The 14,417-nt window shown below is 34.5% G+C and carries 12 protein-coding genes; 6 read left to right on the top strand and 6 right to left on the bottom strand.

Annotated features, from left to right (window positions below):
• Positions 1-42: 42 nt before the first annotated feature.
• Positions 43-687, top strand: coding sequence for a hypothetical protein (locus HGP29_RS02930; protein ID WP_168880815.1), 645 nt, complete (start codon positions 43-45; stop codon positions 685-687).
• 20 nt (positions 688-707) lie between these two features.
• Here HGP29_RS02930 and HGP29_RS02935 read toward each other — a convergent pair whose 3' ends face one another.
• The 3 genes from HGP29_RS02935 to HGP29_RS02945 form a co-directional block, all read right to left on the bottom strand.
• Positions 708-2,996 (bottom strand): FdhF/YdeP family oxidoreductase, encoded by a 2,289-nt coding sequence (locus HGP29_RS02935; RefSeq protein WP_168880816.1) that lies wholly within the window; start codon positions 2,994-2,996, stop codon positions 708-710.
• Positions 2,997-3,065: 69 nt separating this feature from the next.
• Complete coding sequence (locus tag HGP29_RS02940; protein WP_168880817.1) at positions 3,066-3,863, bottom strand: alpha/beta hydrolase; 798 nt, start codon at positions 3,861-3,863, stop codon at positions 3,066-3,068.
• Positions 3,863-4,978, bottom strand: coding sequence for a Zn-dependent alcohol dehydrogenase (locus HGP29_RS02945; protein ID WP_168880818.1), 1,116 nt, complete (start codon positions 4,976-4,978; stop codon positions 3,863-3,865). Before HGP29_RS02945 ends, HGP29_RS02940 begins: the two co-directional genes overlap by 1 nt.
• 199 nt (positions 4,979-5,177) lie before the next feature.
• Here HGP29_RS02945 and HGP29_RS02950 point away from each other — a divergent pair, with 199 nt between their 5' ends.
• The 4 genes from HGP29_RS02950 to HGP29_RS02965 all read left to right on the top strand — a co-directional run bounded on the left by HGP29_RS02950 (position 5,178) and on the right by HGP29_RS02965 (position 9,163).
• On the top strand, positions 5,178-6,023 hold the full coding sequence (locus HGP29_RS02950; RefSeq protein WP_168880819.1) for an AraC family transcriptional regulator: 846 nt from the start codon (positions 5,178-5,180) through the stop codon (positions 6,021-6,023).
• A 283-nt stretch (positions 6,024-6,306) separates the two neighbouring features.
• Entirely contained in the window at positions 6,307-7,494 is a 1,188-nt protein-coding gene (locus tag HGP29_RS02955) for a cytochrome P450 (RefSeq protein WP_168880820.1), read from the top strand.
• Positions 7,495-7,582: 88 nt separating this feature from the next.
• Positions 7,583-7,891 carry a 2Fe-2S iron-sulfur cluster-binding protein gene (locus HGP29_RS02960; protein ID WP_168880821.1) on the top strand — a complete coding sequence of 103 codons (309 nt, stop codon included), beginning with the start codon at positions 7,583-7,585 and terminating at the stop codon, positions 7,889-7,891.
• Between the two features lie 9 nt (positions 7,892-7,900).
• Positions 7,901-9,163, top strand: a complete 1,263-nt coding sequence (locus HGP29_RS02965) for an NAD(P)/FAD-dependent oxidoreductase (protein ID WP_168880822.1) — start codon at positions 7,901-7,903, stop codon at positions 9,161-9,163.
• Between the two features lie 38 nt (positions 9,164-9,201).
• Here HGP29_RS02965 and HGP29_RS02970 read toward each other — a convergent pair whose 3' ends face one another.
• The 3 genes from HGP29_RS02970 to HGP29_RS02980 all read right to left on the bottom strand — a co-directional run bounded on the left by HGP29_RS02970 (position 9,202) and on the right by HGP29_RS02980 (position 13,361).
• Positions 9,202-11,097: a M23 family metallopeptidase gene (locus tag HGP29_RS02970; protein WP_168880823.1), complete on the bottom strand. Its 1,896-nt coding sequence runs from the start codon at positions 11,095-11,097 to the stop codon at positions 9,202-9,204.
• A 129-nt stretch (positions 11,098-11,226) separates the two neighbouring features.
• Complete coding sequence (locus HGP29_RS02975; protein ID WP_168880824.1) at positions 11,227-12,054, bottom strand: energy transducer TonB; 828 nt, start codon at positions 12,052-12,054, stop codon at positions 11,227-11,229.
• Positions 12,055-12,281: 227 nt separating this feature from the next.
• On the bottom strand, positions 12,282-13,361 hold the full coding sequence (locus HGP29_RS02980; RefSeq protein WP_168880825.1) for an aminotransferase class V-fold PLP-dependent enzyme: 1,080 nt from the start codon (positions 13,359-13,361) through the stop codon (positions 12,282-12,284).
• Positions 13,362-13,531: 170 nt separating this feature from the next.
• On the opposite strand from HGP29_RS02980, the gene HGP29_RS02985 reads away from it, so the two are divergent.
• Positions 13,532-14,344, top strand: a complete 813-nt coding sequence (locus HGP29_RS02985; RefSeq protein ID WP_168881227.1) for a queuosine precursor transporter — start codon at positions 13,532-13,534, stop codon at positions 14,342-14,344.
• The last annotated feature ends 73 nt before the right edge of the window (positions 14,345-14,417 follow it).

The following is a 14,417-nucleotide window of genomic DNA, read 5'->3' on the forward strand; positions in this document are numbered from 1 at the left end:
CTACTCTGTTACTAACAAATCAATATACGACACACTTTCATCATGCATATTCATACTCACCCCTTAACATCCAGGAAGATGGTTACTTGGATGTCTGTATTATTTATGTTTGGAGCTTCCTGTTTTGCGATAGCATCCATCATGTTTCTTTTACCAAAACAAGATGCTGACTTTTGGAATAAGATCTATTTTGTAGGTTCAATACCCTTTACTTCAGCTGCTTTTCTTCAATTGTTAGATGCTACTAACCAAGAAGGTCAATCATGGAAGTTAATGGCATATAGGCCTCAAAATAGAGGTTATATGGCAGGGTTAACACAATGGTTAGGGACTATTCTATTTAATTTTAATACCTATGATGCAACCTTACAATTAACTTGGCTTCAAGATGATTTTGCAGTATGGACTCCAAATATGGTAGGTTCTATTTTATTCTTAATCTCAGGTTACATTCTATTAAAAGAGATTGGTTTTACTTTTTCAATCAGCAATAAGAGCAACCTGAGTGTATGGATTAATATGTTAGGGTGTGTAACTTTCATGATATCTGCAGTAGCTTCTATTTATTTACCAATAGAATTGGGTTCTTGGGTAACAAATTTGGCCTTGGTTAATACTTTAGCTGGTGCTTTATGTTTCTTTACTTGTGCAGTATTGTCTTATCAAGAAGTACATAAAAAAGGGTAAGACAATGCTTACCCTTCAAATTATTTTTTTTCTAATGTCACCTTCACAGACTTACTAATTGGTGTGTTACTTATATCAGCAAATTGATCTATTGGAATCACAACATTAGCTTCTGGAAAGTATGAGGCTAAGTTTCCTCTTGGGATATCATAAGGAATAATTAAAAAGTTTTTAGCTCTTCTTTCTGTATCAACATAGTTACTTACAATATCCACAACATCAAATTTGTTGAGATTCATTTCTGCTGCTTGGTCTTTATTGATTAAAACCACTCTACGTTCATTATAAATTCCTCTATAACGGTCATCTAAACCATAAATAGTGGTATTATATTGATCATGAGTTCTGATTGTCATCATCAAAAATTCATCTTCTTTTAGTTGATGATCAGGCAATCGATTGATACTGAATTTAGCTGTACCTCCAGGTAATTGAGAAAAATCTCCTTTTCTCGCATGGTTTGGTAAATCAAATCCAGACTTTTTAGAGCGTTCAGAGTAATTGTCAAAACCATTGAAAACTTGTGAAATTTTCTCTCTCACTAAGTCATAGTTTTTTCCAAGTGTATTCCAGTCTATAGTACTATTTTCTTGAAAATAACTTTCAGCAATTCTAGATACAATCTCGGGTTCACTCATCAAAAATTCTGAAGCGGGCTTTAACCTTCCCTGAGAAGAATGCACTCTACCCATACTGTTTTCTACCGTAACAAAACGGTTTTGATCTTCCTCTGATCTACCGAGAGTAGGTAAAATCAATGAAGTTTTACCTGTAACCAAATGTGTACGATTTAATTTTGTACTGATAGATACTGTTAAGTTACAATTTTGTAATGCTTCGGCGGTGTAGATCGTATCAGACGCGGCAGATAGGAAGTTACCGCCAAGTCCAATAAATACTTTTGCTAACCCATTATGCATAGCTTGAATACTATGGACAACATCTAACCCTTCTTTTGTTGGAGGAGTAAAATTGAAGGTTTTTTGAAAACCATCATTTAATTTTTTCGATACATGATGGGTAATCCCGACTGTACGGTCTCCTTGTACATTACTATGGCCTCTTACAGGGCAAGTACCCGATCCCTTTTTACCTATACTCCCTTTTAATAGAAGAAGGTTTACACATTCCCGAATATTATCGACACCATTTTTATGTTGAGTTAAACCCATGGCCCAACAGATGATCACTCTTTTCTTTTGAGCAAGTAATGCTACTGTTTTGTCAATAAGCAGTGGATCTATACCTGTTTGCTCAAGTAATGTGTCTTCATCATAATTAGAGAGATCATTAATGAATTCGTCATATCCTGAGGTATTCTTTTTAATAAACTCATGATCAAAAACACCACCTTTTTCCGTCTCAATCTTAAGTAATCGTTTCATGATCAACTTAAGCAATGCAACATCTTGGTTGATATTTACTTGTAAGAAAATATCGGTGATGGCAGTACCACCTAAAACAACACCTTTTGCTTCTTGAGGATTTTTGAATCGTACTAGAGCTGCTTCTCTAAGCGGATTTACTGTGACAACTTTTCCTCCATTTGCTTTACACTTTTCTAAAGCGGATAACATTCTTGGGTGGTTTGTGCCTGGATTTTGACCGATTACCATAACCACTTCTGCATCCTCAAAATCGTTTAAGGTAACAGAACCCTTACCAATACCTAAGGTTTGGAAAAGTCCTGCTCCGCTAGACTCATGGCACATATTTGAACAATCAGGCATATTATTCGTTCCCATCGCTCTAGCAAATAGTCCATATAAAAAGGCAGCTTCGTTGCTTGATCTGCCAGAAGTATAAAATACAGCTTCGTTCGGATCATTTAAAGCCTGAAGTTCTTTTCCAATAATTTTAAAAGCATCATCCCAAGAAATAGGTTCGTAATGTTCCTTACCTTCATATGCAACCATTGGATGAGTAATACGTCCACTTTTACCAATTTGAAAGTCCGTCCATTGAGACATTTCTGCAATGCTATGCCTTTTAAAAAAGTCTATATCTACTCTTTTATTTGTAGCTTCTTCCGCAATCGCTTTTACACCATTTTCACAAAATTCACCAAGATTTGAACGATGGTCGGGATCTGGCCATGCACAGCCAGGACAATCAAAACCATCTTTTTGGTTCATCTTAGATAAAGTTTGGAATGACTTGGCCATTCCCATTTCTTTCATAGCATGACCCAATGCAATTTTAACCGCAGGGAGACCTGCTGCATAATCCTGAGGTTCTTCTAATGTGATATTAGTAAACTCACTAGGCCCTGTGATAGAAATAATACGTTTTTCAGAAGTTGCTTTCATAGTGTGTGTTTATGGTATTATCTCCATAAGATAATCAAAAAAGTAGCTTAAAAGTGAGAAGCTGTGAATTTATAGTCTATCAAAAAACTTTAAGGTATCTTCTAAATGCTCTTGCCAGTATTCCCATTGGTGTCCTCCTTCGAATTCTTCATATTCGTGTGGAATATTATTTACAGTTAAGTCTTTATGTAATTGTCTGTTGTAAGAGATTAATTCATCTGAACTTCCACAATCAAAACGGAAAGGAGGCAAATGTTCTTTGTTATCCAATACAGCAGTAAAAACATCTTCATCTATACGGTAAGCTTGCTTATAATTACTAATATCTTCCTCCACGAATAATTTCATCTGATCAATTTCTGTAATTGAGCTATGTCCTGTTACACCTGAGTATTGATGTCCGTATTTTGCACCTATTCTTAGTGCACCAAAGCCTCCCATAGACAATCCTGATATAAATAATTTAGACGAAGCTGAAGCCTGAGGGATATTTTCTAATACCGCCTGTGGTACATCTTCGGCAATCCATTTTTCAAAATTATAATCATGATGCTGATTGTAGGCAGAACCATCTCCCCATAATCCATCCGACGGCATCGCCAAAATACATGGTTGTATCACCTTTTCGTCTATTAGTCTTTGGGCAGTAATATGAGCCGCACCCATAAAAGCCCAAATCCATGCACTACCATATACACCATGTAGTAAAGTGACAATTGGTAGATCTTTATGTTCTCCTTTGGGAACAAATACACAAATATCTCCTCTTCCTTGTAAGTTATCCGTTTTTACTGTGATAAAGCGGAGTCCATCCATTTCAAACTTTGGGTTTGAAATTTCTGTAGTTCTAAATTTTGATGTTACCATTATTCAAATACAATTACTCCTTTAGCATTTTTACCTTCAAGCATATCTCTAAATGCTTGCTCTAGATTCTCCAATGGATATGTTCTAGTGATCATTTGATCTAACATGAGGTCCCCTTTATTGTATAAATTAACAAGCTTAGGGAAATCTACTTCAGGTCTACAACCTCCATATAAAGGATTGATATAGATTTTATCCCATTCAAATAAGCGCATATCAATAGTAATTTCTTCTTCAATTCCACTTACTTGAATGGCTGTTCCTGCATTTTTAACCATAGCCAAAGGAGCAGCTCCTAGTGCAGGAATAGCTGTACATTCAAAAGCGTAGTCGGCTCCTCTACCATCTGTTAATTCTTTTACAGATAACGCAGCATTTGCTAATCCTTTATCATTTTTATCGGCTAAGATGGTATGTGTTGCTCCAAATTTCGTAGCCATTTCTAAACGCTCAGGATTAATATCAATAGCAATAATTTTAGAGGCCCCAGAAATTCTAGCACCTTGAATAGCGTTAAGTCCAACACCTCCTGTTCCAATTACTACAGCAGATGATCCCGCTTGAAGTTTTGCAGAATTAACTACAGAGCCATATCCTGTCATTACCCCACAACTAATAATACTAGCCGAAGAAAATGGCATTTGACTGTCCAATTTTACACAAGCAACATCTTTTACTAAAGTGTATTCTGCTAGAGTACCAATATTAAATGACCTCTCTATAGCTTCCCCGTTAAAGGTTGTTCCTTCTAAGTGTGCATGTCCCGGTGTATAACCATTACCTCCCGCAGTAACTGGAGAGTTTGTTTCACAGATATGTTGATTACCGTCCTGACATTGATGGCAAGTCATACAAGGCGTTGCCCAATTGAGAATTACTTTGTCTCCAACTTTTACATTTTTGACACTTTTACCAACTTTTTCTACAATACCTGCTCCTTCATGCCCTAAAACAATAGGTTTTCCCCAAGTCAATGAATCATGATCAGTATGACAAAGTCCTGCAGCTTTAATTTTAACTAATACTTCATCATCTTTAGGATCTTCGACAGAAATAGTGTCAATTTTAAATCCGCCTTTACCATTACTAATAGCAGCTTTTGATAGTATCCCCATAGTGTTTTTGTTAATTAGATGTTTCTATAGCGTTCCAAAAAATGAGTGTGTTGTAATTATGTTGTACACTAACTCGATTACAAATGACGTAGCTTTTATTGTTGATCTTGTTCTTTATTTTGATGAAAAAGTTATTTATTTTGCAATCAACATTCTTTCTATACCTAAACTAATTACTATATACATTACTTTTTAAGCTATGAAAGCAATTTTAGAAAAGGTGATTACACAAGATGAATCTAATGTAAGAGCCTTTAAATACAGCAACAGACACTTTGAAACACCTTGGCATGTACACCCAGAATTTGAACTGACATATATTATAAATAGTGTAGGAAGTAGATACGTAGGAAATAATATCGCAGATTATCAACCGGGAGAACTGGTACTATTGGGAGCTAATTTACCTCACTGTTGGAAAAATGATCAAGAACGACCTGAACATGCTGAGTCATTAGTAATACAATGGCCTAAGGAACTTATCGATTCGGTAGCCCATTTTCATGATATCCAAGTTGCATTAAAGAATATTGAAAGAGGTATTCTTTTTCATCAACCGGAAAAAGTAAATGCTTTTGATAGAATGATGGAGATTATTAATGCCCAAGGTTTAGAAAGGCACCTTAAGTTTATTGAATTATTAGGACAACTTGGTTCTTTAGAGGATAAACAAATTTTAGCAGGAGCATCGTATTCTTATAACAATAATCACGAAACTAATACTAGGATAGAAGTAGTTCAGAATTATGTTGAAGAAAACTTCTCAAGAAAGATTAAATTATCAGAAATCGCGGCTGAACTAAACATGACTGAGCAATCTTTTTCAAGGTTCTTCAGTAAAGTGATGCAGAGACCTTTCTTCGTTTACCTTAATGAATACCGTATTAACAGAGTAAGTCGTTTATTGTTAGAAACGGATATGCAAGTAGCTGAAATAGGTTATACTTGTGGATATGATAGTCTTCCTTTTTTCTATCAACAGTTTAAAAAGTTCAAAGGTTATTCACCTCTTGGTTTTAGAAAAATGTATAAGAAGATTGGATAATTTGTTATCTATTATGTGATGATTTTATATTCAAATAATATTTGATGTTAAAATACATTACTTTTTAATTAAAATAAAGAACCTTAAATGTGTTTCCTCTCCCGACATTTGTAATGTAGGCGTTGCCCTCTTTTTTGAAATGAAGTGATCGTTTACTTTTTCTCTCTTAGTTCATCTCATAAAATTCAGAATTACCAAACTAAGCTTTGTGATATAGGTTTTTTATGTCTGATGTTTTTTGAAAAAGCACCTTCACTAGTAAATACACACATTACTTTGAACTATGGAACACGTAACAAAAGATCAGAAAAAGACCAAGACAAGTGAATTTCCAGATCCATTTGAGCAAGCTAGAATTCAGAAAGGTTACAGCGATATTGAGGATCAGAATGACCCTGTAACGATGCTTTTACGTCTTAAGGATGTAAGAAAAACAGCACATAATTGGAAGACATTTATTTCTGGAGCAAAACCGGGAAGAATTGTTGTACCATCAGAAGTGGCTATTCGAGACATCAGACAAATTCCTTTTGAGGTAGATCCACCTGAACATACAGATTACCGAAACTTGGTAGAGCCATGGTTTAAAAGACCATTAGAAGAGGAATACCAAGCTAAATTGAAAGGTATTATTGATGAGTTAGTTGATGAAGTGATCAATAAAGAGGATGTGGAAGTAGTAGCAGACTTCTCTTTGAAATTACAATCTAGAGCACTTACTCTATTACTCAATATTCCATATGAGGAGTCTGAAACATGGATTTCATGGGGTGTTCATGTTTTTAGAAGTGAAGACACTGCGTTAGACGGAGATAAGGCAAACATTTTATACGATTACTTGGATGAACAAATCGATAAAGCCATAGAAAACCCAGGGAATGACCTTTATTCTATGTTATTATCTTCTGAAGTTAATGGTCAGAAAATGTCAAAGGAAGAGGTAAAAGGAGTGATGATTCTAACCTTCGCAGGTGGACGAGATACAGTGATTAATGCTGTCACAAATTCAATTTCATATTTCGCAGAAAATCCTAAAGCTCTAAAAAGAATACATGAGGAGCCTGAAATCATCACAAAGGCTGTAGAAGAATTAGTGCGTTATTTTTCTCCTTTAACACATATGGGCAGAGTAGTAACAGAGGATACCAAGGTTTGTGAACATGCCATCAAAAATGACTCTAGAGTATCTATGTGTTGGGCTTCAGCAAATAGAGATTCAGCGGTATTCGAAAAACCAAATGAAGTAGTGTTGGATAGAAAAATTAATCCTCATGTAGGGTTCGGTTTTAGTCATCACAATTGCTTGGGAGCAACTCATGCCCGTCAGATTTTGAAAGTACTATTAGGCTCATTGGCTGAGAAAGTAGGAGGTATTGAGATTAAAAATTATAAAGACAATATCGAAGAATGGGGAGAGTTTAACCGTAAAGTTGGGTTTGATAATATTACCGTAAACTTCTCTGGAAAATAAATCTTATGGCGTCTCAATCGACGTTCTGTCTCAGAGGTCACAGCATAGCTGTGACTTTCTTTCCAATCAATTTTAATAAGACACTATTATGGCAAAAATAACATTTATCACAAAAGATCAAGAAGAAATTATAGTAGAAGCAACGTCTGGTTCTGTTATGGAGTTGGCAGTAAAAAACAATGTAACTGGCATTGATGGAGATTGCGGAGGAGTTTGTTCATGTGCAACATGCCACGTTCAAGTTGATCCATCTCATGTTTCAAAAACCGGAGAAGCTAGTGAAATAGAACAAGATATGTTGGAGTTGGATGATGATGCTAATGAGTACAGCAGACTATGTTGCCAATTACAAATTACCGACGCTATGGACGGAGTAGTCTTGAATGTGGTTAAATAATTTAGGTTGATGGAAACACAAAAAGACAGAGCGTGTGTGATCATTGGTGGTAGTCATGCAGGAGTGAATGTAGCATTTTCTCTAAGGAAAGAAGGGTATAAAGGGAGTATAACCATCATAGATAAAGATCCTGTATTACCATATCACCGACCACCGTTATCAAAAACATATCTTACTTCAGACGATAATATTGAACAAAATTGTATCAAATCTCTAGAGAGCTATCAGAAAGAGAATATTCATCTGAAGCTAGGTACTGAAGTAAAAACAGTGGATAAGCAGAAACAAAGTGTGACAACCTGTACCGGTGAAGAATTCAGTTATACTGAGTTGATATTAGCAACTGGAGCATCTCCAATTATTCCTAACATCGAAGGGATAGATCAATTGAATAACTGTTTTTCGTTACGTAACGCAAATGATGTTACATCAATAAAAAATTATATAACTACCTCAGAGCGTAAAAGAGTTGTAATTATTGGTGGAGGGTATATAGGTTTAGAGATCGCTGCATCGTTAAAAAAGTTAGGGGCAAGTGTTGTTGTGTTGGAAAGAGAGAACCGGATTTTAGCAAGGGTGACCTCCGAAGAAACATCATCTTATTTTCATGAATTACACAGCGATCATGGTGTGGATATTCTCACAAATAAATCAGTAGTATCGTTTACGGTAAGGAATGAAGATACCATCGTTTACTGTGAAGATGATTCTAACTTCTCTGCAGATATGATCATCTTAGGTGTTGGTGTAAAAGTGAATACTCACTTAGCAAACATGCTCAATCTCGAAGTGAAAAATGGTATTTGTGTTAATCAGTTTACTGAAACTTCTGAGAAAAATATCTTTGCTATTGGAGATTGCAGTTATCATTATAATCCACATTATGAGACTTCATTGAGATTAGAATCAGTTCAAAATGCAGTCGATCAAGCAAAAGTAGCGGCAGCAAAGATTTGTAATACCCCTTTTACTTACAACAGTATTCCTTGGTTTTGGTCTGATCAATTTGATACAAAATTACAAATTGTGGGTGTATCTGATGGTTATACAGATAAGGTCATCAGAAAAGAAGAAGGAAATAAAGTATCGATTTGGTATTTTAAAAATGATGAACTCCTTTCTGTAGATGCCATTAATAATGCAAAAGCATATGTAATAGGAATGAAATGCATCAAGGAAAAGCTATATATCAATAAAGGAAATTTAAAAGATATAGATTTGCCTTTAAAACCTGCAAATATTATCGAGAAGGAATTATCTCCAATGAAATAAAACAATAAAGGCTACCTTGGTTTAGGTAGCCTTTATTATTAAAAATCTTTTTCGAAGATGCTTTCATTACCAGCAGCATCTGTGATTATCATTTTAAAATGACCTTTAAATGGTCCGTTTTTATTCTTTAGTCGAGTAACTAACATATCTTTTTTAGCATCATATTCCAATAAGATAAATTGCCCGTTCAATGTAGCAGAATATTTATGTATACCAGATTCCTCATCCTCAATTTTGAAACGTAATTGATTGGGCTGCCACTGTTTTAATAAAGTGATTTTAGGAGGTGTATCTTCTTTGTGAATCTCGAATGTACCTAACCTATTTGTTCTAAATGAAATAGTTTTTCCTTGCCAAGTTCCCCCAATATATTCTAACTCTCCTTTTCTTGTTCTTCGGAAAACAAATTGTTGATCTCCCAATAAGGTAGAATCTTTTACAGTGTAATCAATTGAAACCTTGCCATGTAAAGGTGTGTAATAATTACCTATAATTAATTGATTCTCTTTCTCTTCCATATTGAGGAAAAGGGTATCAAATAAGATATGATCATTTACTTCGATGTTAGCAATTTGATCGAAGTATTTAAAATGAGCTCCTGAAGGAATCATATACTTTAAATGAGTAGCTTTTTTCTCTCCATTAACTGTATAGGCCCTTGGAATCCCTTTTCTTAAATCCCATAAGTAGTACTTAAGCTGACCTTTACTGTAAGCAAGTGGAATCTTTTCACTCCATAAAGGAAAATGTAAAGGGAGTTCCTTTTCACTCTGATTGGCTACACCTAAGATCAAGATATTTTCGTCTACTTTAAGAGTATCTTGTAGGATTATTTTGTTGGATTGCTTTGGTTTTATATGATTACCAGAAATTGTAAATTCTACTTGAGTTTCATTGTTGAAACTGTCCCATAGTCTAACAGTTATAGCATGTTTTTGCCCATCATTAATATTGAGGTGACCATTTAGCTGTTTATTAGGATAAATAGGTAAGTGATTCGCATCAAAGAAATAAAGACGTTGATACCTTCTTTTTTCCTGTAAGAATGCATAATAATCAGTAAACGTATTAATGTTAGCACTCATGTCGAATGGAATTCTATCAATTTCATGATGATAGATTAGTTCATCGCCATCATAGATTTTAATAGTGTTGATGCCATATTTATTGTAGGTTCCATCTGCTCGGTCATAAGTGTCAATTTCAATACCTACTGATCCAGTGGCGTAAAATGCCTGATTCAATCTATATTGCCCATTTTTACCAACTGCATTTATTTTTTTGATCGAATATTCTCCATTAACTCTACTGTTAATAGATAGTGGTTTTAATCGAATAGCTCTAACAGTAGGAGGAATATTGTCGACTACTTCATTGAAACCAAAGTGAACGGGATTTAATGGCCTCTCTTCTTTATCTCTTATTTCAAAATGAAGGTGAGGTGCAGATGAAGAGCCTGTATTTCCAGCGTATCCAATTAAATCACCCTTTTTGTAAACAAACTGATTTTCGGGTAGGTTTTCTAAATTGATTTCAAAAGTTTCTTTTTTGTATTGTTCATTTACAATAAAAGATTCTAATTCATCATTAAAACGTTGTTGGTGAGCATAAACCGAAGTTTGTCCATTTGGATGCATCATGTATAAAACACGACCATATCCGAAGGTAGATACTTTTATTCTAATAATATAGCCATCTTCAGCAGCATAAATTGGGTAGCCTTCGACTCCTCCAGTTTTGATATCCAAACCGCCATGGAAATGTGTAGTTCTTAGCTCTCCCATAGAACCCGCAAAGTAGTTCCGTTCTCCCGGACGTATGGGAAATTTATATCCTTTATAGTCATAATCCTCTTGTCCAAATGTTAGGAACGAAATGGAGAATATGAATAAGAAAAATAAGATTAAATGCTTGAAAGGATGTTGGTTATACATAAAATTAGAACATATGTTGTGTAGAAAACCAAAGCAGGCTTTTACTTGGAGCACAAAAATACAAACAATTGGATATAAAAAAACCGATGCCTGTATAGACATCGGTTCTTCTTAATATTTTGTCTGGGATTAACCTAGCTTGAATGAGATAGGTAATACCATTCTTTGTTTTACTGCACGACCACGTTGCTTACCAGGCTTCCATTTTGGAGCTTTCTTTAAGACATTGATAGCTGCTTCATCACAACCAGCACCAATACCTCTAACAACTTTGATATCAGTTAATGATCCGTCTTTATCTACAACGAATTGAACATATACTTTACCTTCCACGCCCATACGCTTAGCTTGTGAAGGGTATTTCATGTTTTTACCAACCCACTTGTAGAATTTACCCATACCACCTGGGAAACCTGCAGGATCCTCTACGATTTCGAAGATTTCGTCAACTACTTCCTCAACTTCTTCTTCTTCAACCTCTGGAGCTTCTTCGATGACAGTTTCTTCGTCGAATTCCTCAGGAATTTCGATTTCGATCTCATCTTCGATTTCTTCCTCATCAGGTACCTCTACGATAACTGGAGCAGTTACTTTTGGTGGTGGAGGTGGTTGTTGTTGAGTAACAGGAATATCTACCATTTCTTCTTCTTCAAATTCTAAAGAACCTAAGTCCATTAAAATTTGCTCATCATATGAAGGGAACTCCATTGCTACTAGTACGACTAGCATTGATAATGACATACCAATTAATCCAAATAATGAAGAGTATTTTGATACATCTACATCATTGTATTTTTTTACGAGGATGTTACCCTCTTTTCCTTCCTTTTTACCAGCAATAATATCAGAACCAGTTTTATTCATTATAAAACGGAAAATCTGAATAATTGCTAGGAAAGATAATGCCAACAGAGCTGCGACCCCTCCGGCACCTAATTTTCCTAAGATATCTACCATCTGAATACGAATTTAATGCTACGAATAATCCAAATCAAAATGTTATTCAGCGCCCGAAATTACAACTTGATATCATTAATTACAAAAAACTGTTTGTAAAGAACGGTTAAATAATTTCAAATTGAATATCACACGCTTCACATTTAGACCACAAAATAGTTATGTATATTCATTGGATGTTCAAATTTAACGGTTTTAACAGTTAATTATACTATTAATGTAGCTTCTCAATTGTTTTTGCATTTTTCTAGCCCTTGAAAGAAAGAAATCAACCTTTCAATATCTTCATAGGAATGGGATGGAAAATTTGCAATTCTTAAAGAAGTGTCTTTCCATTTTCCATATCCATTACCTAAAGTAATTTCCTCTTTTAATGCTCTTTCTTTAATTAATGAGATTTGTTCTTTAGAACTAATGATTCCAATGACAGTCTCCGATTGTACCTTATTTGTATTGATCAGAAAATTATACCCTAACCTTTTTAATGCTTTCTTCAATTGAAGCATTTTTTTCTTGGTATGATTCTCTACAGATTTAATCTCTTTTCTATTACTCAATACTTTCTCTAAAAGGTATATTCCTAAAGTGTTAGGTGTGTGGGTCGTTTGTCGTTTCTGCTGATTATTATAAATCGAAAGTATGTTGTTATAATGGAAATCATTTGCATTGGCTTCTTGTAATGCTTTTGGCGAAACAATCATAACTCCTAATCCAGAAGGCAATCCAAAACACTTTTGTACTGAAGCATACCAAATATCTCCAGAGAGCCAGTCTAAACGGACACCAGACATACTACTTGTTGCATCTATAAATAGAAGAGCATCTTTATATCGACTTCTTATTTTCTGAAAAGTTTTCTGATGAACTTTTGTTGTATTTGACGTTTCACAACTAGTTAAACACAATATATCAGCATTTTGAGCATCGATTTTCTTTAAGTGATTTAAACTGATACTTTTTTGAATGGAATATTCATGAGCAGTTACGTGTTGGTTTATTTTCTGATTGTACTGAAACCATTTTTGTCCAAATGATCCATTATATATATGTAAGAACTTTTTTCCTAAATAGGATTGAGCTGTAATTTCCCAACATTCGGTAGCACTAGAAGTAAATAAGACTTCATAATTTTTAGGTACATCCAATTGCTTTTTTATGGTTTTGATACAATTTTCCATCAAATCCATAAAAGGTTTACTTCTGTGATTATTGGATAAAATTCCCGATGCATGCGCTTCCATTAAATAGGAAGAAAGTTCCGGGTCAACTTTACTAGGACCGGGATAAAACGATAACATTTTTTTCATGCTTCAAAGGTAATTGAATTGGATAGATTGTTTATGAAATAATATACCGAACTCTTTTTTTAATTTTTGAAAACAAAAACGCCTTACAGTAATTACTATAAAGCAAAGGTTTGGTACAATATTGTTATGTTCTAATTTAACTCAATCGATAAGAATTTATGAACGTATTTATGGATCGAAGCCAACTGATAAACGAACGAAAGAGACAAACACTTTATGTGGCTCTTTGTGCTATATTTCTAACAAATGCCATAGTAGCAGAATTAGTTGGCCCTAAGATTTTTTCATTGGAAGCATTTATGGGTATTGCTCCAGCTCAATTAAAAATAATGGACGGTTTTGTCTTGGATTTTAATTTAACAGCAGGAGTTGTACTTTGGCCGGTAGTGTTTATTACTACAGATATAATTAATGAATATTTTGGCAAGAGAGGGGTAAAGAAAATCTCTTTTATTACTGCAGGACTTATTACCTATGTCTTTGTGGTAGTATTTTTTGTTACAAAACTTCCTCCCGCACAATTTTGGTTGGATTTGAATAGTACCGATTCTGCAGGCAACCCATTTAATATAGAAGAAGCCTTTGATAAGATATTTACTCAAGGAATGGGTATTATTATAGGATCTTTGGTCGCTTTCTTAATTGGTCAATTTCTTGATGCGCATACATTCCAGTGGCTAAGGAAACTGACAGGTAGTAAGCAGATTTGGGTAAGAGCAACTGGGTCGACTTTAATTTCACAACTAGTAGACTCTTTTGTAGTGTTAGGTGTGGCTTTTTATGTTTTTGGAAATTGGCCATTAAAACAAGTATTGGCCGTTGGTATTATCAATTACATCTATAAGTTTATTATTGCAGTTGGTATGACACCTTTATTATATGTATCCCATTATGTAATTGATAGCTATTTGGGAAAAGACTTTGCAGAACAAGTAGTAGAAGATGCAGCCAAGACTAATTTATTTGAGAAAAACTCCGATTAGTTTTTTTATTGTATTAATCTGTCAAACTTTTCTCATTTAATTGACTAAATTTATTCTTACCTAGTTTTTATCA

This window comes from Flammeovirga agarivorans, assembly GCF_012641475.1.
In the GTDB taxonomy this organism is placed as follows: domain Bacteria; phylum Bacteroidota; class Bacteroidia; order Cytophagales; family Flammeovirgaceae; genus Flammeovirga; species Flammeovirga agarivorans.